This is a genomic window from Xanthomonas sp. fls2-241-TYG-148, assembly GCF_030208815.1.
In the GTDB taxonomy this organism is placed as follows: domain Bacteria; phylum Pseudomonadota; class Gammaproteobacteria; order Xanthomonadales; family Xanthomonadaceae; genus Xanthomonas; species Xanthomonas campestris.
This window is the reverse complement of the sequence record NZ_JARVTE010000001.1, coordinates 193,878-215,228: the sequence shown is the minus strand read 5'-3', so window position 1 is coordinate 215,228 and position 21,351 is coordinate 193,878. Positions and strand designations below refer to the sequence as shown.

The window sequence follows — 21,351 nt, the reverse complement described above, 5'->3', positions numbered from 1 at the left end:
TGCGAGGTCACGACCGATCTAAGAGTGGCTGACAAAACGTAGCAAGCAATTGGCAGGCGAGCTCGGACGGCGCAGAGGATCCGGAGTGTACGGCTGCAAACGAGAATTCCGAGCGCCGGCCGCGCTCCCCTGGCGGCCGCGCAGTCGTGTTGATGGCTGCTGTAAACCGCGGCCGTGCTCACACAAGCGAGCACGGAGTCGCCTGGCGTTCGTCGCGCGAGCGATGGATTCGGTCATGCGCCCGCTGGGTAGATGCGCGAACGGTAGCGTCGCTTGCGACACATCTCGCGGCCGTCGCCGCATGATGCAGTCGCAGCGTCTCACCGCCGGGGAACCCAATGCATATCGACCATCGACGCGGTGGCAAGCTTGCGCTTGCCATCTTCGTAGCGACGCACGCGCCCTGGCTGTACGCACAAGCGCAGAGTGACGCGCCTGCCGAGCGCACGGAACCGGCGACCTTGGCCGCCTTGACGGTCACTGCGCAGAAGCGCGAAGAAGCATTGCAGGACGTGCCGATCATCGTTTCGGTGCTGCCCGAGCAACTGCTGCTGGACAACGGCGTCCACGACATCAAGGATTTGCAGGTGCTGGTGCCGGGATTGATCGTCACCAGTACCCAAAGCGCCGCGCAAACCACTGCACGTATCCGCGGCATCGGCACGGTGGGCGACAACGCAGGCCTGGAATCTTCGGTGGGCGTGGTGATCGACGGGGTGCCGCGTGCGCGTAACGGTGTGGGGTTCTCGGACCTCGGCGAGCTGGAACGCATCGAGGTGCTGAAGGGTCCACAGGGCACTGTATTCGGCAAGAACACCTCGGCCGGCGTCATCAATGTGGTGACGCGCCGCCCCAGCTTCACGCGCAGTGCGGAAGCGGAACTGACGGCCGGCAACTACGGAGCGTTCGGTCTGGCTGCGGCATTCAACGATGCAGTGGGAGAAACCAGCGCGCTGCGCGTCTATGCCGCCAAACGCCGCCGCGACGGGTTTGAAAATGTCGTGACTGGTGCCGGCCCGCGCACGGCGACCGACGACGGCGACCAGAATCTGGAGACCGGCCGCATCCAGCTGCTGTGGGAGCCGTCGCATGATCTGGCCATCAATATCGCCGCCGATGCCACCAATCGCGACGAGAACTGCTGTGTCACCGTCACCACCGAGCGTGGGCCGACCGCCGCGATCCTCAACGCACTAACGCCGGGCGGGCAGGGCATCATCGGGCAGGCGGATCCATCCCGGCGGCTGGCCTACAGCAATCGCAGCACCGCGCAGGACATTCGCGACCGTGGGGTGTCGGCGCAGGTGGACTGGACCACGCCCTGGCTGGGCGCGCCGGTGCTGACGTCGATCACCGCGTTACGTGACTGGACCTCGGTCAACGGCCTGGATTTCGATTTCAGTGCCGCAGACGTGCTGTACCGCGCACCGCAGCAGGATGAAATGCTCACCGGGTTCAGAACCTTCAGCCAGGAGCTGCGGCTGGCCGGTTCCAGTGAGCAGCTGGACTGGATGGTGGGTGCGTTCTACGCCGATGAAACCGTGCATCGCAACGAGTCGTACCGCTTTGGAACGGCCTACGAGCCGTACCTCTCCACGGCGCTGCTGGGACGCATCAACCCTGCGCTGGCCGCACGTGCAGATGCACCGCGCTTTCTCGCCGATGCCACCGGCTTGCCCACCGGTTCGCTGTTTCGCGGCCAGGGCAGCCAGGACCGCTTCCGCCAGGATGGCCGGAGCGTTGCGGTGTTCACCAACAACACCTGGCACGCCACCGATGCGCTGGATGTGGTGGTGGGGCTGCGCTACACCCACGAACACAAGGCGCTGGCTTCCTCGTTCGAGAACCCGGATGGCAGCCCGGCCTGCGCGAGCTACTTCGCTGCGAACGGGCAGCTGGATCCGGCTGCGGCGCGACGCATTGGTGCGGCGCTGACTGCGCGTGGCGTACCGGCAGCAGCCGTGCCGAGCATCGCTCCGCAAGTGGTGGGCTTTACCTGCCTGCCGTGGAGCAATGTGGCGCATGACGGCCGCAGGACCCAACAACAACTCACCGAGCGCGAATGGTCCGGCACTGCCAAGCTGGCGTATCGCTGGAACGACGCGCTGATGACGTATGTGTCGGCGGCGCGCGGCTACAAGGCCGGCGGCTTCAATCTGGACCGCGTGCAATCTGCCGATGGTTTGTCCAGTGGCGTGCAAGGCATCGTGCCGGTGGACGACACCGCCTTCCCGGGCGAGTTCGTCGACAGTTACGAGCTTGGCGCCAAAACCACGTGGTTGGGTGGCAACCTGCTACTGAACGCCGCGTTGTTCTACCAGGATTTCAGCGACTTCCAGCTCAATAATTTTCTGGGCACCAGCTTCGTGGTGCGCGCCATTCCGACAGTGATCTCGCAAGGCGTGGACGCGGAAGTGCTGTGGCAGACCGGGTTGCCCGGCCTGATGCTGCAAGGTGGCCTCAGCTATACGGATACCGCCTACGGTCAGGACCGCCTGCCCGATGCAGACCTGGCATTGCTGCCCGGCAGCCGTACGAGTTTTGCGCCGCGCTGGTCCGGCAACCTCGCGCTGAGCTACGAACACGCTATCGGCAGCCAGCTGATCGGTCGCGCCAATCTGGGCGCCAAGTACAGCTCCGATTACAACGTCGGCACCGACCTGGATCCGCAGAAGCTGCAGCCGTCCTACACCATCGTCAACGCGCGATTGGGCATCGGCGCCAGCGATAAACGCTGGCAACTGGAAGCCTGGGCCGAGAACCTTGGCAATGTGACCTATCGGCAGGTGGCCATCGATGCGCCGCTGCAGGCCGGCTCGTGGAATGCATTTTTGGGTGCGCCGCGCACCTTCGGCATGACGCTGCGCTTGCGTTACTGAGATAGGTGCAGCGCCCGCCTGCGCGCGCTTCCGCGCTGCATGGCCTGGGTAATCCAAGGCCTGGATGCGGCGTCTGCTTCAGCTGCGCAGGCGACAGATGCGGGCGGATCGGCTACAAACGTACATCGTTCCCGTGTGCATGACCCATGCGTTTGTCTCCTGCTTTCTCCTTGCGCGCGCTCGTCGCGCAGTCGCTCGCCACGGGCCTGCTGCGTCCCAGTGCGCGCACGCGTGTGCCGCAGCATGCGCCTCGCTTTCAACAGTCTGTGTGGATGGCACTGCGTGCTGATGCTGTGGGGTCCGCGTGGCTTGCGCGCGCGGCCGCTGCGTTATGGCGAGTCAACGTGCAGGGCAGTGTCCAGGCATCTGCGTCGCTGCGTTGCGCGATCGCTGCGTCGCAAGGAGCGCGCTGATGTGGGAAGCACTTGGCACCGTCCGTGACCTTGGGCGCCTGCAGGAAATTGCATCCGTCCTGATCCGCTATGGCTTCGGCGATGTGGTGCGGCGGATCGGCCTGGCCGACGTGCTGGAGCGTGCGGGCCGGCTGTTGCACTGGACCAATGCCGAAGGCCGTCTGCGCATGTCCGCGGCCACGCGTGTCCGCCGCGCGCTGGAAGAGCTCGGTCCAACCTTCGTCAAGCTGGGGCAGGTGCTGGCCACGCGCGTGGATCTGTTGCCGCCAGACTGGATCGAGGAACTCGGCGAGCTGCAGAACGCGGTGCCGGCGCTGCCGTTCGAACACATTCGCCCGCAGCTGGTGGCTGCGCTGGGAATGGAGCCGGAGCAGGTCTTCGCGCGGCTGGATGAAGAACCACTGGCGGCCGCATCGCTGGCGCAGACACATCGCGCCTGGCTGGCCGACGGCACCGCGGTGGTGCTCAAGATCCGGCGCCCCGGCATCGGCGACACCATCGATGCCGACCTGCGCCTGCTCGCACGGCTGGCCGAAATCGTCGAAACCCGCGCGCCGGATCTGAAGCGGTATCGCCCCGCCGAAGTGGTGCAGCAGTTCACGCTGTCGCTGCGCCGCGAGCTGGACTTCGCCGCCGAGTGCCGCAATGCCGAGCGCATCGCCGCCAACTTCGCCAACGATCCACAGATCCTCATTCCCGCCGTGCATTGGGAATGGACCTGCGAGTCGCTCAACGTGCAGGACTTCGTCGACGGCATTCCCGGGCGCGATCTGGTCGCTGTGGATGCCGCCGGCCTGGACCGCAAGGCGCTGGCACGCACCGGCGCCGGCATCGTGTTGAAGATGGTGCTGCAGGACGGCTGTTTTCATGCCGATCCGCATCCCGGCAATATTTTCTATCTGCGCGACGGGCGCATCGCGGTCATCGACTTCGGCATGGTCGGGCGCATTTCCGAACAGCGCCGTTTCCAGGTCGCGCAGCTCTTGCACGGCATGGTGAGCTACGACGCCGAGTCGGTGATCGACGTGTTGCTGGAATGGGCCGGCACCAGCCTGGACATCGACGAGCCGCGCCTGCAACAGGACATCGGCGCCTTCGTCGATGCCTATCGCGGCGTACCGCTCAAGGAACTGCGCATCGGCGCGATGCTGGGCGATGTCACCGCCATCCTGCGCGATCACGGGCTGACGTTGCCATCGGACCTGGCGCTGATGATCAAGGCCTTCCTCACCCTGGAAGGCATGGGGCGCCAGCTCGACCCGGATTTCGACATGGCCAGCGAAGCCCGCCCGTATCTCGAACGCGTGGTGCTGCAGCGGTATGCGCCCAGCGCGATGCTGCGGCGTGGCCGGCGCACGGTGACCGGGGCGATCGACCTGATCGGCGATCTGCCGCGCGATCTCAAGCGGCTGATCCAGGCCGCGCGGCGCGGCAAGCTGCAGTTGCATGTGGAAACGCGTGCCTTGCGCGAATTCGGCGAGCAGGTCGACCGCGCCGCCAACCGCCTCACCATGGGAATCGTCACCGCCGCATTAGTGATTGGCTCGTCGATCGTGATGAACAGCGTTGGCGGCATTGCCAGCCGATGGCTGCTGGCACTGGGCGTCAGCGGGTTCATCGGCGCGGCCTTGTGCGGGGTCTGGATCCTGTTTTCGATCTGGCGCAGCCGCCGCTGACGCCGTCCCTGCGGCGCTGCAAGCAATCGCTTGCGTGGATGGTCGTTAGTAGTAATACTACTAACCATGGACCTGACCGATACCCAGCAAGCAATCCTCGCCCTCATCGCCGAGCGGATCGAGACCGATGGCGTACCGCCCTCGCAGACCGAGATCGCGCGGGCATTCGGCTTCAAGGGCGTGCGCGCCGCGCAATACCATCTGGAAGCGCTGGAGCAGGCCGGCGCCATCCGCCGCGTGCCGGGCCAGGCGCGCGGTATCCGGTTGGCCGGCGCCGCTGCGCACGCCAAGGCCACCTCTGCAGAGGAGCCGGTTCGCGATGATGTGCTGCGCTTGCCGGTGCTAGGGCGAGTGGCGGCCGGGCTGCCGATCGGCGCCGACATCGGGTCAGACGATTTCGTGGTGCTGGACCGGGTGTTCTTCTCGCCATCGCCGGATTACCTGCTCAAGGTGCAGGGCGATTCGATGCGCGACGAAGGCATCTTCAACGGCGACCTGATCGGTGTGCATCGCACCCGCGACGCCCGCTCGGGGCAGATCGTGGTGGCGCGGATCGACGAAGAGATCACCGTCAAGTTGCTCAAGATCGGCAAGGACCGCATCCGGCTGCTGCCGCGCAATCCGGACTACGCGCCGATCGAAGTGCTGCCGGATCAGGATTTCGCCATCGAGGGCCTGTATTGCGGCCTGTTGCGGCCCAACCGTTGAGCACTGCGCCGATGCATGCGCTGGCCGTTTCCCGAGCCGGTAGCGCAGAATTTCCCGCTGCCGCCACCAGGTTGGCCTCCCTAATCTAAGTGTGTCGCAGGCAGTCTCAGTCCGTGCGATACACCGCCGCTACATTAGCCCCATACCGAAATCACTGACGAGGATCACCCAGATGGATGAGAACAAGAAGCGCGCCCTTTCCGCCGCCCTGAGCCAGATCGAAAAGCAATTCGGCAAAGGCTCGGTGATGCGAATGGGCGACCGGGTCATCGAGGCCGTCGAGGTCATCCCGACCGGTTCGCTGATGCTGGACATCGCACTGGGGATCGGCGGCCTGCCGAAGGGCCGCGTGGTCGAGATCTACGGGCCGGAATCCTCGGGCAAGACCACCCTGACCCTGCAGGCCATTGCCGAATGCCAGAAGCTGGGCGGCACCGCGGCCTTCATCGACGCCGAGCATGCGCTGGACCCGATCTATGCCGCCAAGCTGGGCGTCAATGTCGATGACCTGCTGCTGTCGCAGCCGGATACCGGTGAGCAGGCGCTGGAAATTGCCGACATGCTGGTGCGTTCGAGCTCGGTGGACATCGTGGTGATCGACTCGGTTGCCGCGCTGACTCCGAAGGCCGAAATCGAAGGCGAGATGGGCGACCAGCTTCCTGGCCTGCAGGCCCGTTTGATGAGCCAGGCGCTGCGCAAGCTCACCGGCAACATCAAGCGCTCCAACACGTTGGTGGTCTTCATCAACCAGCTTCGCATGAAGATCGGCGTGATGATGCCGGGCCAGAGCCCGGAAGTGACCACCGGCGGCAATGCGTTGAAGTTCTACGCCTCGGTGCGCCTGGATATCCGCCGCATCGGTGCGATCAAGAAGGGTGACGAGATCATCGGCAACCAGACCAAGATCAAGGTGGTCAAGAACAAGCTGGCACCTCCTTTCAAGCAGGTCATTACCGAGATCCTGTACGGCGAAGGCATCAGCCGCGAGGGTGAGCTGATCGATATGGGCGTGGAAGCCAAGCTGGTCGACAAGGCAGGTGCTTGGTACAGCTACGGCGATGAGCGTATCGGCCAAGGCAAGGACAACGCCCGCGGGTATCTGCGCGACAACCCGCAGGTGGCGATCAAGCTCGAAGCCGAGCTGCGCGAGAAGTTCCAGCCCGCCGAGGCACCGCGTGAAGCCGGCGAGACCGAGAGCGAGTGAGTTTTCCCTATCGCGGGGACGGCGGAGTCAGTGCCGTCGCTCCTCGCGGTAGTTCTATTGAAAGCCAGGAGGGCGGGCGCCACGGACGGCGCATTTACCTTCGGGACACGTCACGATGAGTGAGCAAACGCCCGCACCGAAGCGGGGACGTCGGTTCAAGGAACAGACGCCGGTCCAACGTGCACTGGGATTACTGGTGCGCCGTGAACATTCCAAAAAAGAGTTGAACCGCAAGTTGCAGGCGCGTGGAGTCGAGCCCGAGGCCGCACAGGCGGCCGTGGAGCGGCTCGCAGGCGAGGGCTGGCAGGACGATGTACGCTTTGCTGCCTCGGTGGTCCGTAACCGGGCCAGTTCGGGGTATGGGCCGTTGCACATCCGCGCAGAACTCGGAACCCACGGCCTGGATAGCGACGCGGTCAGTGCAGCGATGGCGACGTTCGAAGGGGACTGGACCGAGAACGCACGCGATTTGATACGTCGTCGTTTCGGCGAGGATGGGCCGGTTGACCTGGTACAGCGGCGCAAGGCTGCCGACCTGCTGGCGCGGCGCGGCTTCGATGGCAACAGCATTCGGCTGGCAACACGCTTCGACCTTGAGGACTGAGGGCGTCAGGCCTGCTACCCTTCGTGGTTTCAGGTTGTTCCGCCCCTCTGCGCCCACATCTCATGGGGTGACCGGGACCACCGCCCGCCCAATGCCAGCCCATGAACGCACCTGCCAAATTCAGCACTTCCCAGATCCGTAGTGACTTCCTCGCGTTCTTCGAGGGGAAGGGCCACACCATCGTGCCATCCGCGCCGCTGGTGCCGGGCAACGACCCGACCTTGCTATTCACCAATTCCGGCATGGTCCAGTTCAAGGATGTCTTCCTTGGCGCGGAAAAGCGCAGCTACGTGCGTGCCGCGGACGTGCAGCGCTGCCTGCGTGCCGGTGGCAAGCACAACGATCTGGATTCGGTGGGCTACACCGCGCGCCACCACACCTTCTTCGAGATGCTGGGCAACTGGTCGTTCGGTGATTACTTCAAGAAGGACGCCATTGCCTGGGCGTGGGAGCTGCTGACGCAGGTCTGGAAGCTTCCGGCTGATCGCTTGCTGGTCACGGTGTACCACACCGACGAAGAAGCCTTTGAACTCTGGCGCGACATGATCGGCATCCCGGAAAGCCGCATCGTGCGCATCGGCGACAACAAGGGCGCGCCGTATGCGTCGGACAACTTCTGGCAGATGGCCGACACCGGTCCCTGCGGTCCGTGCACCGAAATCTTCTTCGATCATGGCGATCACATCGCCGGCGGCCCACCGGGTTCGCCCGATGAAGACGGCGACCGCTTCATCGAAATCTGGAACCTGGTGTTCATGCAGTTCGATCGCCAGCCAGACGGCACCCTGGTGCCGTTGCCGGCCCCGTGCGTGGATACCGGCATGGGCCTGGAGCGGCTGGCCGCCATCCTGCAGCACGTGCACACCAATTATGAAATCGACGTCTTCCAGGCGCTGATCGGTAAGGCCAGCGCGCTAACCGGTATTGCGGATCTGGAAAACAAGTCGCTGCGGGTGATCGCCGATCACATCCGCGCCTGTTCGTTCCTGATCGTGGATGGCGTGTTGCCATCCAACGAAGGGCGTGGCTATGTGCTGCGCCGGATCATCCGTCGCGCGTTGCGGCATGGCTGGATGCTGGGCGTCCGCCAGCCGTTCTTCAGCAAGATGGTGCCAACGCTGGTCGAGCTGATGGGCGAGGCCTATCCCGAGCTGGTGGTCGCGCAGGAGACTGTGGCGCGTGCGTTGCTGGCCGAAGAAGAACGGTTTGCCGAGACGCTCGACGCCGGCATGAAGATCTTCGACGACGTCGCGTCGCGCTCGCAGGAGATCATTCCGGGCGCGGATGCGTTCCGTCTTTACGACACCTACGGCTTCCCGGTCGATCTCACCGCCGACATCGCACGTGAGCGCGGAATGCGCGTGGACATGGAGGGCTTCGAGTTCGCCATGGAGCGTCAGCGCGAAACCGCGCGCGCGGCAGGCAAGTTCGGTGGCGGCGTGGCGCTGCCTGCGGATCTGGTGGCCACCATGGCGCCAACCGTATTCCTCGGCTATGAAGCCCAGGACGCGGATGCGCTGAAGGTCGTCGCGCTGCTCAAGCAGGGGCGGCCGGTGGACCGTGCCGAGGCCGGTGATGAGGTCATCGTGTTCACCGATCGCACGCCGTTCTACGCCGAATCTGGCGGCCAGGTCGGCGACAGCGGTCAGCTCAGCGGCACGGACGTCAGCATTGAGGTCGCCGATACACAAAAGTTCGCGGGCCAATTCCATGGGCATGTCGGACGTATCGCGGAGGGCATGCTGAAACTTGGCGACGTGTTGTCCGGTGGTATCGATGTGCAGCGTCGTGGCAAGACCATCCTCAACCACTCGGCCACGCATCTGCTGCATGCCGCCTTGCGCGAGGTGCTCGGGACCCACGTGCAGCAGAAGGGCTCGCTGGTGGCGCCGGATCGCCTGCGCTTCGACTTCTCGCATTTCCAGCCGATCACTGCGGAAGAACTTGCAGTGATCGAGCGCAAGGTCAATGCGGAAGTGCGCACCAATCACAGCGTTGAAGTGCACAACATGGCCATGCAGGAGGCCTTGGACTTCGGTGCAATGGCCCTGTTTGGCGAAAAGTATGGCGAGCGCGTGCGCGTGCTCAAGATGGGCGGCTATTCGACCGAACTGTGCGGCGGCACCCATGTCAGCCGCACCGGTGACATCGGCTTGTTCAAGATCACCTCTGAAGGCGGCGTCTCTTCCGGCGTGCGCCGCATCGAAGCGGTGACAGGGCAGGGCGCACTCGACTACGTGGCTGAAGAGGAGCGTCGTCTGGGTGAGGCCGCAAGCCTGCTCGGCGGCAACAGCACCGAGATCGTCGACAAGGTGCGGGCGCTGACCGATCGCCAGAAGCGCCTGGAGCGCGAGCTGGAGTCGCTCAAGGCCAAGCTTGCATCCGGCGCGACCGCCGACCTCGGCGCCAGCGCGGTGGACGTGGCTGGCGTCAAGGTGATCGCGGTGCGTCTGGAAGGATTCGAGGCCAAGGCGCTGCGCGAGGCCATGGATCGCCTGAAACAACAATTGGGCGATTCGGTGATCGTGCTGGCCGGCGCTGCAGGCGGCAAGGTCGCCCTGGTGGCCGGCGTGAACGGCAGCCCAACTGGCAAGGTGAAGGCAGGGGAACTCCTCGGCCATATCGCCAGTCAGATCGGGGGCAAGGGCGGTGGCCGTCCGGATCTCGCCCAGGGTGGTGGCGAGGACGGGCCCGCCCTTGCGACTGCGCTCCAAGGCGTGCCCTCCTGGGTCAAGCAACACTTGGGCTGAACACTTGTCCTGCCAAGCCTTGCTGGCTGGCAGGATGTCCCGCTACCATTTCTGGTCTTTATCCCCTTTACCTAGGGCGCGTCTCATTCAGGAGGCCGTCGATGCTGGTGGGATACCCGCCAGTTCCAGGAGATTTGCAAAATGTTGATCCTCACTCGCCGAGTAGGCGAAACCCTGATGATCGGCGACTCGGTCACCGTGACCGTGCTCGGCGTCAAGGGAAATCAGGTGCGCATTGGCATTACCGCGCCTAAGGATGTTGCCGTGCATCGCGAAGAAATCTATCAGCGCATCCAGCGCGGTGACGAGCCGGTTGCGTCCGGTGCGCATCACAACGACGATTCTTCGGACTGATCGATTCAAAAGGGTTTACGTTAGCCCCTCTTACCCGGTATTCTTCGCGGCCTGCCACGAGACACTGCGGCAGGATGCAAAAACTGGAGCGATGCCCGAGCGGCTGAAGGGGCTCCCCTGCTAAGGGAGTATAGGGTCAAAAGCTCTATCGAGGGTTCGAATCCCTCTCGCTCCGCCAGTTAAAAAACACCCGCAAATCCCTGATTTGCGGGTGTTTTCATTTGTGCGTTCGCCAAGTAGAAGATACTGCGCCACCTGCTTCGCGCGCTCGGATGCTCCGTGTGGTTGCAGTGGTCAAAGTGATTGTCCAGGCGGGCGGCGCTACCCAACATCACACGTGCAGTGCGATCACTTGCAGGCGATGACCTTGTCCGCCCGCATGCAGTGTCTGAAGCCGCCTCGGCGCTACTTGCAGATCTATGCAGGCATCTTGGAGTTGCGGATAGCGCGATGGCGGCTGCTGGTGCCGTGCATTGCTGTGCCGGTGTCGAATGGCACCAGCGCGTGCCGACGTGCGATTCGGCTGTTTTGCTGGGTCCGGCGTCTGGCCGCGTATCGCCTGGCCTTGAGCGCATGGCTGTTCCTTTGGCTACATCCTGTGTTCGATCAGCTAAACAGCTAAACGCAGCATCGTCTGGCGTACTTCGGCCGCACTGGCTCGCCGGCTGATCTGGGTGAGATGCCTTCGCTTGGTGATGGTTTCGGTTTCTAGCGAAGGTCGCTCCGGAATTTCGGCGCGACAGTCTCTGCCCGCAGATTGAGGCTACTGGCGTGGCTGGCATTGATTGGATGCGTTGCGTCGTGGTCGCATCAAAGGATGCGATGGTGTTTCAACCGCATCCGTGACACATCACCGCGTCCGATGATCACGCGATCTATTTCCTTGGCGTCCACGAAACGATAGTGCGATTGCCGCCTGACGTGGGTGCTTCGTCCTTGGAGCGATTTCATCGCATTGCGAAGACTGAACTCGCAATGCCAGGGCGGCCTTTGCATGCGCGCCAGCCATGCCGGCCGCCGATGGATAGGAACAACTGATCGATAGGCGGTCGCGCGATAGCGCTACCTAAGCTTCTTCAGTGACGTGGTCGGTCCAGAAGAGCCCGGTTTTCGCCATAAATCATGCATAAACCTGCCTCCATGCGCGCTTGGAAACGGTCAAGAATTCAATCAGTAAGCCGCTAAAGATGTGACCCACACCACGGAAAGTTGGAATGCGCTTGCAGCCGCTTGTTGGACGTCTTACCTCTCTTTGGACCCGAGGGCTGCAGCACAAGGCCACCGCGATGGATCGGGTCATGGCCGTCATCGAGTTCGATCTGGAGGGCCGCATCCTGGATGCGAACCACAACTTCCTCGCCTTGATGGGCTATCGGCTTGAAGATGTGGTCGGCAAGCACCACCGCATGTTCGTGCACCCGAGCGAGCGCGAGAGCGATGGGTACCGGCAGTTCTGGGACACGCTGCGGCGCGGCGACTTCCATGCCGGGCGCTATTGCCGCCTGGGTAATGGTGAGCGGGAGGTGTGGATCAACGCCTCCTATAACCCGCTGCTGGATCGCTCCGGTAAGCCGTATCGTGTGGTGAAGTACGCCACCGACATCACCGCGCAGGTGCGCCAGACCGCCGATTTCGAAGGCCGCATCGACGCGATCGACAAGGTGATGGCGGTGATCGAGTTTTCGCTGGATGGCACGGTGCTCGATGCCAATGCCAATTTCCTAGAGGTCATGGGCTACCGGCTCGAAGAGATCCGTGGTCAGCACCACCGTCTGTTTGTCGAACCGGCGCAGCGGCAGTCGGCCGAGTACCGCGTGTTCTGGGAAAAGCTCGGGCGCGGCGAATTCGATGCCGGGCGCTACAAACGCGTGGGCAGGGACGGGCGCGAGGTCTGGATCCAGGCCTCCTACAACCCGGTGCTGGACGAGCGCGGGCGCCCTTACAAGGTCATTAAGTACGCCACCGACATCACGCGCCAGGTGGTGGAATCCGCCGATGCGGACGGCCGGATCCAGGCGATTGCCAAGGTGATGGGTGTGATTGAGTTCGACCTGGATGGCCGGGTGTTGAGCGCCAATGACAACTTTCTGGCGATCCTTGGTTACCGCGCCGACGAGGCGATCGGCAAGCATCACAGCGTGTTCGTCGATGCTGCCTACAGCGCCTCGGAAGACTATCGTCAGTTTTGGGCCAAGCTGGCGCGCGGGCAGTTCGATGCGGGCCGGTATCGGCGCCTGCGCAAGGATGGCAGTACAGCCTGGATCCAGGCCTCCTACAACCCGATCCTGGATGTATCCGGGCGCCCATACAAAGTGGTGAAGTACGCCACCGACGTCACCGACCAGGTGCGCTCGGCCGAGCGCATGCGCGATCTGGTGCGGCAAACCATGGGCATCGCGCAGAACGTGCAGCGCGAGGCGCACCATATTTCGGCAAGCAATCAGGAGTTGGTGAGCCGTGCAGCCAGCCAGTCCGATGCCGTGCAGCAGACATCCACCAGCATCGAGCAGCTAGCCGAGACGGTGCGCGCCAATTCGGAAAACGCCGGCGCTGCGCAACACATGGCCGAAGAGTCAGCCACTGTGGCGCGCAAGGGCGCGCACGTCATTGCCGAGGTCGTGCAAACCACTTCCAGCATTCGCAAGGCGACCGACCGTATTGGCCAGATCATCGAGGTGATCGACGGCATTGCCTTCCAGACCAATATCCTGGCGCTCAACGCGGCGGTGGAAGCCGCGCGTGCAGGTGAGCAGGGCAGGGGCTTTGCCGTAGTGGCGACCGAGGTGCGCAGCCTGGCGCAGCGCTGCAGCGTGTCTGCGCGCGAAATTCGCTCGCTGATCGAAGACGCCACCAATCAGGTGGGCGATGGCTCACGCCTGGCCGAGCAGGCCGGCAAGGTGATGCAGGACATGGTCACCTCGGTGTTGAAGGTGACCGCGACCGTGGAGCAGATCGCCGCAGCCAGCCAGGTGCAGGCGCAGGACATTTCCACTGCCAACCAAGCGCTGCAGTCGATCGGTGTGCAGGCGCGTGATCAGGCGCGGATGGTCGATGATCTGGCGCGCTCTGCGCGTGTGCTGGAGGCTGATGCGGACGCGCTGTTCGCGCTGGTCAATGGCGACGAGGTTGGTCAGCCGCCGCAGGACGCACCCGCGGTGGAGGTGCTGGCACGGCGTGCGTGATGCATGTGGCTAGCATTGTTTGCGGGCGCTGACTGTTTCGCTTGCACGTAGGTTGGAGTGCCGGTTGGTTGGATGAAGCGCGTGTGCTGGAGCAGTTGCAGGCATGCTCGTTCTGCTGATCGACCGGTATGCTCAGTGCGTGGCTAGCGAGTGATGCAACGCGCCGTGTGTGCAGCGCCGCTGGAGTGCTCCGCGTTGGTCGCCGTGTGGCGCGTGTGGTGCGATTTGTGCGTAGTGCGGTGGACCCGGAAGCGCCCACGTTGCAGAGCAGGCCTGTGCGAAATGCACGCTTGTACGTCCTGCGGTTTGTGACGTGCCGAGCAGAGTGCTTCTCGAATCGTCGTGCGTTGGTTCGGATTGCTTGCATCGCATCAAATCGCGGCGCTTTCATTGCGTTTGGCCGGTGTCGTCGCGTGGTTGACGACTACTGCAAGAAGCGCAGCGCCTATGGTTCTACGGCCGTTATCGCCGCCAAGCAGGAGCGCAAGCCGCAGCGCAAAGGCGGCTCCACCCTTGGCATGACACGGTGCCTACGTCACCTGTCATTCAATCAAGCAGGCATGTTCTAACGCCTGCTGCCGTCGAGGCAGCCGATGCCACAACAAAAACCCGCCAGTCGGCGGGTTTTTGCATTACTGGTGCGCAATCGCCGTGCACGTGACTCCGATGCATGAAGGCGAGGCACTGCCAACCACTCACTGCGGCAGGTCGAACACCAGCACTTCGGCATCACGGGCATCGGCCAGCACGATCTCCGGCTCGCCCGTCACCTGCAAGGCATCACCGGCCGACAGCACCTGGCCGTTGACGGTCAGGCTGCCGCGCGCCACCTGCACATAGCCGAGGCGGCCCTGAGCCAGCGGGTGCTGCAGACGGCCTTCGCCGTCCAGGATGGTGGCGTACAGGCGCGCATCCTGGTGCAGCTTCAGCGAGCCACCGTCGCCGTCGGGCGAGGCGATCAGGCGCAAGGTGTTGCGCTTGCTGTCGGCGTCGAAATGCTTTTCTTCGTAGCTGGGCTCAATGCCGTTGCGCTCGGGCATCACCCAGATCTGCAGGAAGTGCACCGGGTCGCTGGCCGAGTGGTTGAACTCGCTGTGGGTGACGCCGCTGCCGGCGCTCATGCGCTGCACATCGCCGTAATGCAGGACAGAGCCGGTGCCCATGCTGTCCTTGTGCTCCAGTGCGCCGTCCAGCACGTAGGAAATGATCTCCATGTCGCGGTGGGCATGCGTACCGAAACCTTCGCCCGCCTTTACCTTGTCTTCGTTGATCACGCGCAGCGGGCCGATGCCCATGTGGCGCGGATCGTGGTAGCTGGCGAAGGAGAAGGTATGACGCGAGGACAGCCAGCCGTGCTCGGCGCGGCCACGGGTTTCGCTCTTGCGGACAGTCAACATGGTGCTTCTCCTTGGAAAGATTCGAATGTGGCGGAAGGTGCGTTTTGCTTGCCCGTTCCGTTGATGCGTAGTTTGGAGAGGTGCCCCGGGTAAAAAAAGCGAGTAGATTTGACTGCTATCATCGAAAAAACCGAACAATGAAAATCAGCCTGGATGCCTTGCAGATCCTGGACGCGATCGACCGCCGTGGCTCTTTCACCGCTGCGGCGAAGGTGCTGTTCAAGGTGCCGTCGACGATCTCCTACACGGTCTCCAAGCTGGAGGAGGACCTGGGGGTGCTGTTGTTCGAGCGCGTTGGCCCCAAGGCCATGCCAACGCAGGCCGGCCGCGAGCTGTTGCGTGAGGGGCGGCAACTGCTGCGCGCGGCGCAAGAGCTGGAAGTGCGGGTGCGGCGGGTCGCCTCCGGCTGGGAGTCGGAGTTCGCCATTGGCCTGGACGCGGTCCTGCCGGCGTCATTGCTGCTGCCGCAATTGCTGGACTTCTATCGCATCGCCGACAGCACCCGGTTGCGCGTGGTGAGCGAGTCGCTCTCCGGCAGCTGGGAGGCGTTGCTGGATCGACGCGTGGATCTGGTGGTTGCTGCTGGCGAGGGGCCGAGCGGTGGCGGTTATGTGGCCGAACCGATCGGCTCGCTGCGGTTCGTGTTTGCAGTGGCCGCTACGCACCCGCTGGTGGACGCCGGAGTGCTGGGCGTGGCGGAGCTGGCCGAGCATCGCGCGATCGCGGCAGCGGACTCTGCGCGCCGGCTGCTGCCACGCACGGTGGGGCTGCTCTCCGGCCGCGACGTGCTCACCGTGCCGGACATGCAGACCAAGTTGCAGCTGCAGCTGGCTGGGGCCGGCTATGGCTTCCTGCCCGAGCCCTACGCGCGCGGCGCATTGCAGGCCGGCGCCCTGCGCGCGCTTGCGGTGGAAACGCACAAGCCGGACGAGACGTTCTACCTGGCGTGGCGCCCGGGCGAGGAGGGCGAGGCGCTGGGCTGGTGGCGGCAGGCGCTGCGCAGCGACGGGTTATTTGCGCGCTGGCTGGAGCAGCTGGCCGAAACGTATCGTTCCGTCGCCACTGGGCAGCCGGTGGCGTAGCGATAGGCGGATAATGGCCGCTCGCCGTCGCGCCAGGGTGTCGCATGCAAGGCTTGATCGAACAGTACGGATTGGCGCTGGTGTTCGCCAACGTGCTGGCGTTGTCGCTCGGTCTGCCGGTGCCGGCCATGCCGACCCTGGTGCTGGTGGGCGCCGGCTATGCCTTGCATGGCGGCAACGCCGCGTGGAGTGCCGCGCTGGCAGCACTGGCTGTTTCGGTATTCGCCAGCGTGCTGGGCGATCTGGTCTGGTATCTGGCCGGGCGCCGTTTCGGCAATCGCACCTTGCAGTCGCTGTGCCGGCTGTCGCTGTCGCGCGATACCTGCATGAAGAAGACCGAGCGTTTCTTCGGGCGCTGGGGCGTACGCGTGCTGGCGGTGGCCAAGTTCGTGCCTGGCCTGTCGATGGTGTCGGTGCCAATGGCGGGCGCGATGCAGGTGCGGCCAGGAGCATTCCTGCGCTACGACGCGTTTGGCGCGTTGCTATGGGCCGCGGTGGGGCTTGGGTTGGGCGCACTGTTCGCCAATCAGGTGCAGGACGTGCTGCACTTTCTCTCCACCCTGGGCTCGGGCGCCGTGCTGGTGGTGGCGTTGCTGTTGGCCGGTTATGTCGGCTGGCGCTGGTGGCGCCGCCATACGCTGCTGCGCTCGCTGGAGACCGCGCGCATTGCGGTGGAAGAACTGGTGCCGATGCTCGCCGCCGACGAAGCGATGCGGCCGGCGGTGCTGGATATCCGCGCGCAGGGCTTTCGCGATCTGCAGCCGTACACGATTCCCGGTGCGGTGTTCGCCGATGAGCGCGAGCTGGCGCAGATCCTGGCAACGGTGCCGCGCGATCGCAGCGTGGTGATCTATTGCGCCTGCCCGGATGAAGTGTCCGCCGCCTGGTTGGCTGGGCGCTTGCGCGAGCGCGGGTATCGCGATGTGCGTCCGTTACTGGGTGGGCTGGATGCCTGGCGCGATGCGGGGCATCCGGTGGTGTCACTGGTGCCATTGGCCGCGCTTGCGCCGACCGGCGAAGCAGGCGCGCTGGCCTGACGGACAGTCCACTGGATCTGATAGGCAAAAAAAACGACCAGCAAGCTGGTCGTTTTTCCAAGAATGGTGCGCCCGGAGAGATTCGAACTCCCGACCGCCTGGTTCGTAGCCAGGTACTCTATCCAACTGAGCTACGGGCGCATGTCTTGTTTGAGTGGTGCAGATCCGCCGCAATGCGATCGAACCTTTGTAACTAAAAAGACAGCGGTTGAAGGCTGTCTTATGTTGTTCTGAAGATGGTGCGCCCGGAGAGATTCGAACTCCCGACCGCCTGGTTCGTAGCCAGGTACTCTATCCAACTGAGCTACGGGCGCCTCGTCAGGAGCGGAATTATGCGGATGCCTGACGCGTGCGTCAATCCCTTTGTGACGATCCCGTGGCGCTATCGATCGTGCAGCGACGTGCGTAACGCAGCGGCGACCGCGATGGGTGCACGCATCCACGCGAAATGATCGCTGCGCACGCCGAGCGCTGCGTCGTCGAGCAGGCGCAGCGTCGTGGGCGCCTGCGGCATCTTGGCGCAAAGCGCGTGCAGCGCTGTGGCGGGGCCGAAGCGGTCGTGTGCGAACACCACACCGTCGACCGGGCAGATGACACTGGCCAGTGCCTGCTCCAGATCCCACGGTGCGCCTGCAGCGCGGTAGCGATTGCTGCGGCCAACGCGCGCCCAGTCGGCGATCAGGCTGCGCGCTTCGGTCCCCGCAAAGCCGAGCCGCCGCCCGTGCAGCACGCCTTGCACACGTGCCAGCCATGGCAGGAACCGGTACGCCAACGGCAGCCCATAACGCAGCGGTGGCGGAAAGTTGCGCCAGTACGGCGAGCCGCTGGCGACCAGCCACAGGCGCGCCGCGCTGCCTGGATGCAACGCGGCATGGCAGCAGGCCAGTTGCCCACCCAGGCTGTGGCCGCCCAGCAGCCGCGGCAGCGGCGGTAACTGCGTAGCGACAATGGCCTGGCTGGCCGGCAAATCATGTTCAAGCAGGGTGCGAAACCCCCAATCGTGGTGACGCGATGCACGCAGGGTGCTGCTGCCATTGCCACGCCATTCGTGCACGAAGACCGCAATGCCAAGCTCGGCCAATGCCTGCGCGAAGGGCGCGTAATGCCGGGCCGCCACGCCCAGTGCGGGTAACCACAACAGGCTGGCGACCGGGTGCGCAGGCGCGTAGTGCAGCACCTGCCAGCCGTGCCCATCCGCCGCGGTGGCCGCATACGCGGCGTTGATCAATCCCATGCGTGCGGCGCGGCACCAACGTGATCCAGCACCACTACATCGCTCTGGCCCGGACGCTGGCCATTGGCAATTGCACGGGCCACATAATCGATCGCGGCCTCGCAGGCGTTGAGCAACGACAGGCCCTGACACAACTGCGCGGCAATGGCGGCAGAGAGGGTGCAGCCGGTGCCGTGTGCGTCCAGTTCCAGGCGCGGGTGCATGAAGATTTCCTGCGCAACGCCATCGTCGAACCGATCGATCACGCGTGTGCCTTCGCGCAAATGCCCGCCCTTGAGCAACACGGCGTTGGCGCCCAGCTCCAGCAACGTGGCGGTCGCATGGTCGGCGGCATCGGGGGTGTCGATACGGCGGCCGGTGAGCAATTCGGCCTCGGGCGTATTGGGCGTGATCAAGCTCGCCAGCGGCAACAGGCGAGTGCGCAGTGCGTCCAATGCGGCGTCTTCGAGCAAACGCGCACCGCTGGTGGACACCATCACCGGGTCGAGCACCACGAATGGCGGGCGGTACTGTTCGAGCAGGTCGGCCACGCAGTGGATGACCTCGGCGTTGGCCAGCATGCCGAGCTTGACCGCCTGGATCTGGAAATCGGCAAAGCAGGCATCGACCTGGGCGCGCAGGAAGGCCAGCGGCGGCACGTGCACGGCGGTGACACCACGGGTGTGTTGCGCGGTCAGCGCGGTAATGGCGGACAAGCCGTGCACGCGATGCGCGGCGAAGGTCTTCAGATCGGCCTGGATGCCGGCACCACCGCCGGAATCCGAACCGGCGATGGTCAATGCGGACAGCGTGCTGGGCGTGGTCATGCGGCGATTCTGCACTGCCGTGGCGCGGCTGTGCAGACTCCGCTCAACGCCTTGGGTCGTGGTCGATCAGGCGCCGCCGTTGATGGCGATTTCCGAAAACGCGCCAGTTTGCGGGTCGTACAACGCGCCCCAGAAGGCAGCGCCGCCATCACAGGCGCGCACTGCGGTCGTGGCCGGTTTCAGTGATGGGCTGTCGGGCAGCTTGAACGCGTTGATGTAGATCAGCTCACGCCCATCGACGACCACGCCCACGTATTGCCGATCGAAGTCGCGCGGCTCGGCGATGGTAGGGGTGAGTGCGTCCTGGCGCGATTCCAGCAATTCGATCTGCTGATGCGTCGGCGCCCAGTAGCCGGTGATCCTGCCCGGTTGGCGTGCCGGGCTGTCGCGCGAGCAGGTGTCCAGCACCTGCTCGGCGATGGTCTGACGTGTGATCACCCACGACTGGCCGCTTTTCAGGTTGGTCGGCACGCTGGCCGGCTGCGTGGTTGCGCAGCCAGCCAGGGTGAGCAACGTCAGCGCCGCAGCGCTGCGCAGCGTGGGCATCACAGCACCTCCGAAGCGAAGTCGGCCAGACGCGAACGCTCGCCGCGACGCAGCGTGATGTGCGCGCTGTGCGGCCAGGCCTTGAAGCGATCCACCGCGTAGGTGAGGCCCGAGGTGGTTTCGGTGAGGTAGGGCGTGTCGATCTGCTCCACGTTGCCCAGGCACACGATCTTGGTGCCGGGGCCGGCACGGGTGATCAGCGTCTTCATCTGCTTGGGCGTGAGGTTCTGCGCTTCATCCAGGATCAGATAACGCGATAGGAAGGTGCGCCCGCGCATGAAGTTCATCGAGCGGATCTTGATGCGGCTGGCAAGCAGATCGTTGGTGGCCGCGCGGCCCCATGAGCCGCCGTCCTGGTTGTGGGTGAGCACTTCCAGATTGTCGGTGAGCGCGCCCATCCACGGGGTCATCTTTTCTTCTTCGGTGCCGGGCAGAAAGCCGATGTCTTCGCCCACGCTCACCGTCGCGCGGGTCATGATGATCTCGCGGTAACGCTGCTGGTCCATCGTCTGCGCCAGGCCCGCGGCCAGCGCGAGCAGCGTCTTGCCGGTGCCGGCGGTGCCGAGCAGAGTGACGAAATCGATCTCCGGGTCCATCAGCGCATTGAGCGCAAAGTTCTGCTCGCGGTTGCGCGCGGCAATGCCCCAGACCGCATGCTGGGTATGGCGGAAATCATCCACCAGGCACAGCGTGGCCTTGCCGCCGCCGACCTTGGCCACGCGCAGTTCCACTTCGTCTTCGCCCGGCAGATACAGGTACTGATTGGGATACCAGTCTTCGTCGTCGGCCAGCACGATCTCGTAATGGGTGCGTCCGCGCTCGTTCCAGCTGCGCAGGTCCTCGTTGTGCTTTTGCCAGAAGTCTTCCGGCAGCTCGATCGCGCCGGTGAACAGCAGGCTGAAATCGTCCAGCGCGCGATCGTTCTGGTAGTCCTCGGCAACCAGGCCGCTGATGTAGGCCTTGATGCGCAGGTTGATGTCCTTGGACACCAGGATCACCGGCACATCGGGGTTTTCTTCGCGCAGCGCCAGCACCGAGGCGAGGATCTTGTTGTCCGGCAGCATCGCGCCGAAGGTGCGGCCCGGCTCGATCGGGTGGATCTGGAAATACAGCCGGCCGATCGCGGCCTGGCCCTTGAGCTGGATGCCTTGCGGGTGGCTCAGCAGGATGCCGGCCTGGATCTGCTCGGCGTTGGTGTTCTCCAGCAATTCGTCCAGGAAGCGGCTGACCTGGCGCGCGTTGCGGCTGACTTCGGAGGTGCCCTTCTTGGCGTTGTCGAGTTCTTCGATCACCTGCATCGGCAGGAAGACATCGTGTTCTTCGAATTTGAACAGCGCGGTGGGATCGTGCATCAGCACGTTGGTGTCCAGCACGTAGATGCGCTTGCCTCGGGTCATTGGGTCTTCCAAGTGATGGAGCAGGGGCGAGCCATCACGCCTGCGCAGGCAGGGTGATGGAGGACGCGGGAAACGAGGGAAC

Annotated in this window: 15 protein-coding genes, 3 tRNA genes and 1 other RNA gene; 11 read left to right on the top strand and 8 right to left on the bottom strand. The window is 64.3% G+C overall.

Annotated features, from left to right (window positions below):
* Positions 1-26: 26 nt before the first annotated feature.
* Positions 27-99: non-coding RNA, sX9 sRNA (locus tag QRM60_RS00810), on the bottom strand.
* 239 nt (positions 100-338) lie between these two features.
* Between QRM60_RS00810 and QRM60_RS00805 the strand changes: the two genes are divergently transcribed.
* The 9 genes from QRM60_RS00805 to QRM60_RS00765 all read left to right on the top strand — a co-directional run bounded on the left by QRM60_RS00805 (position 339) and on the right by QRM60_RS00765 (position 13,770).
* Positions 339-2,879: a TonB-dependent receptor gene (locus tag QRM60_RS00805; RefSeq protein ID WP_285445388.1), complete on the top strand. Its 2,541-nt coding sequence runs from the start codon at positions 339-341 to the stop codon at positions 2,877-2,879.
* Between the two features lie 412 nt (positions 2,880-3,291).
* The gene (gene ubiB / locus QRM60_RS00800; RefSeq protein ID WP_115555841.1) at positions 3,292-4,968 is read left to right on the top strand and encodes a 2-polyprenylphenol 6-hydroxylase; all 1,677 of its coding nucleotides are present in this window, start codon (positions 3,292-3,294) and stop codon (positions 4,966-4,968) included.
* 66 nt (positions 4,969-5,034) lie between these two features.
* A complete protein-coding gene (gene lexA / locus QRM60_RS00795; RefSeq protein WP_115555842.1) occupies positions 5,035-5,676 on the top strand; it encodes a transcriptional repressor LexA in 642 nt (213 codons plus the stop codon).
* A 172-nt stretch (positions 5,677-5,848) separates the two neighbouring features.
* Positions 5,849-6,880: a recombinase RecA gene (recA, locus tag QRM60_RS00790; protein ID WP_011036899.1), complete on the top strand. Its 1,032-nt coding sequence runs from the start codon at positions 5,849-5,851 to the stop codon at positions 6,878-6,880.
* Positions 6,881-6,995: 115 nt separating this feature from the next.
* Positions 6,996-7,484, top strand: coding sequence for a recombination regulator RecX (gene recX / locus QRM60_RS00785; RefSeq protein WP_115004474.1), 489 nt, complete (start codon positions 6,996-6,998; stop codon positions 7,482-7,484).
* Between the two features lie 101 nt (positions 7,485-7,585).
* Positions 7,586-10,234, top strand: a complete 2,649-nt coding sequence (gene alaS / locus QRM60_RS00780) for an alanine--tRNA ligase (RefSeq protein WP_285445387.1) — start codon at positions 7,586-7,588, stop codon at positions 10,232-10,234.
* A 141-nt stretch (positions 10,235-10,375) separates the two neighbouring features.
* A complete protein-coding gene (gene csrA / locus QRM60_RS00775; RefSeq protein ID WP_042598908.1) occupies positions 10,376-10,588 on the top strand; it encodes a carbon storage regulator CsrA in 213 nt (70 codons plus the stop codon).
* A gap of 85 nt (positions 10,589-10,673) precedes the next feature.
* Positions 10,674-10,766, top strand: a tRNA-Ser gene (locus QRM60_RS00770).
* A gap of 1,036 nt (positions 10,767-11,802) precedes the next feature.
* Complete coding sequence (locus tag QRM60_RS00765; RefSeq protein ID WP_285445386.1) at positions 11,803-13,770, top strand: methyl-accepting chemotaxis protein; 1,968 nt, start codon at positions 11,803-11,805, stop codon at positions 13,768-13,770.
* Positions 13,771-14,465: 695 nt separating this feature from the next.
* On the opposite strand, the gene QRM60_RS00760 is transcribed toward QRM60_RS00765, so the two are convergent.
* Positions 14,466-15,167 carry a pirin family protein gene (locus QRM60_RS00760; RefSeq protein WP_115555845.1) on the bottom strand — a complete coding sequence of 234 codons (702 nt, stop codon included), beginning with the start codon at positions 15,165-15,167 and terminating at the stop codon, positions 14,466-14,468.
* 137 nt (positions 15,168-15,304) lie between these two features.
* On the opposite strand from QRM60_RS00760, the gene QRM60_RS00755 reads away from it, so the two are divergent.
* A complete protein-coding gene (locus tag QRM60_RS00755) occupies positions 15,305-16,249 on the top strand; it encodes a LysR substrate-binding domain-containing protein (protein ID WP_115555846.1) in 945 nt (314 codons plus the stop codon).
* Positions 16,250-16,293: 44 nt separating this feature from the next.
* Positions 16,294-17,286: a DedA family protein/thiosulfate sulfurtransferase GlpE gene (locus QRM60_RS00750; RefSeq protein WP_115555847.1), complete on the top strand. Its 993-nt coding sequence runs from the start codon at positions 16,294-16,296 to the stop codon at positions 17,284-17,286.
* A gap of 64 nt (positions 17,287-17,350) precedes the next feature.
* On the opposite strand, the gene QRM60_RS00745 is transcribed toward QRM60_RS00750, so the two are convergent.
* The 6 genes from QRM60_RS00745 to QRM60_RS00720 all read right to left on the bottom strand — a co-directional run bounded on the left by QRM60_RS00745 (position 17,351) and on the right by QRM60_RS00720 (position 21,269).
* Positions 17,351-17,427: transfer RNA gene (locus tag QRM60_RS00745), tRNA-Arg, on the bottom strand.
* A gap of 96 nt (positions 17,428-17,523) precedes the next feature.
* Positions 17,524-17,600 (bottom strand) — tRNA-Arg (locus QRM60_RS00740).
* Positions 17,601-17,668: 68 nt separating this feature from the next.
* Positions 17,669-18,520: an alpha/beta fold hydrolase gene (locus QRM60_RS00735; protein WP_115555848.1), complete on the bottom strand. Its 852-nt coding sequence runs from the start codon at positions 18,518-18,520 to the stop codon at positions 17,669-17,671.
* The gene (thiD, locus tag QRM60_RS00730; RefSeq protein ID WP_285445385.1) at positions 18,511-19,326 is read right to left on the bottom strand and encodes a bifunctional hydroxymethylpyrimidine kinase/phosphomethylpyrimidine kinase; all 816 of its coding nucleotides are present in this window, start codon (positions 19,324-19,326) and stop codon (positions 18,511-18,513) included. Before thiD ends, QRM60_RS00735 begins: the two co-directional genes overlap by 10 nt.
* 66 nt (positions 19,327-19,392) lie before the next feature.
* Complete coding sequence (locus tag QRM60_RS00725; protein ID WP_076039141.1) at positions 19,393-19,872, bottom strand: hypothetical protein; 480 nt, start codon at positions 19,870-19,872, stop codon at positions 19,393-19,395.
* On the bottom strand, positions 19,872-21,269 hold the full coding sequence (locus QRM60_RS00720; protein WP_011036911.1) for a PhoH family protein: 1,398 nt from the start codon (positions 21,267-21,269) through the stop codon (positions 19,872-19,874). The genes QRM60_RS00725 and QRM60_RS00720 overlap by 1 nt, the downstream gene beginning before the upstream one ends.
* Positions 21,270-21,351: the final 82 nt, after the last annotated feature.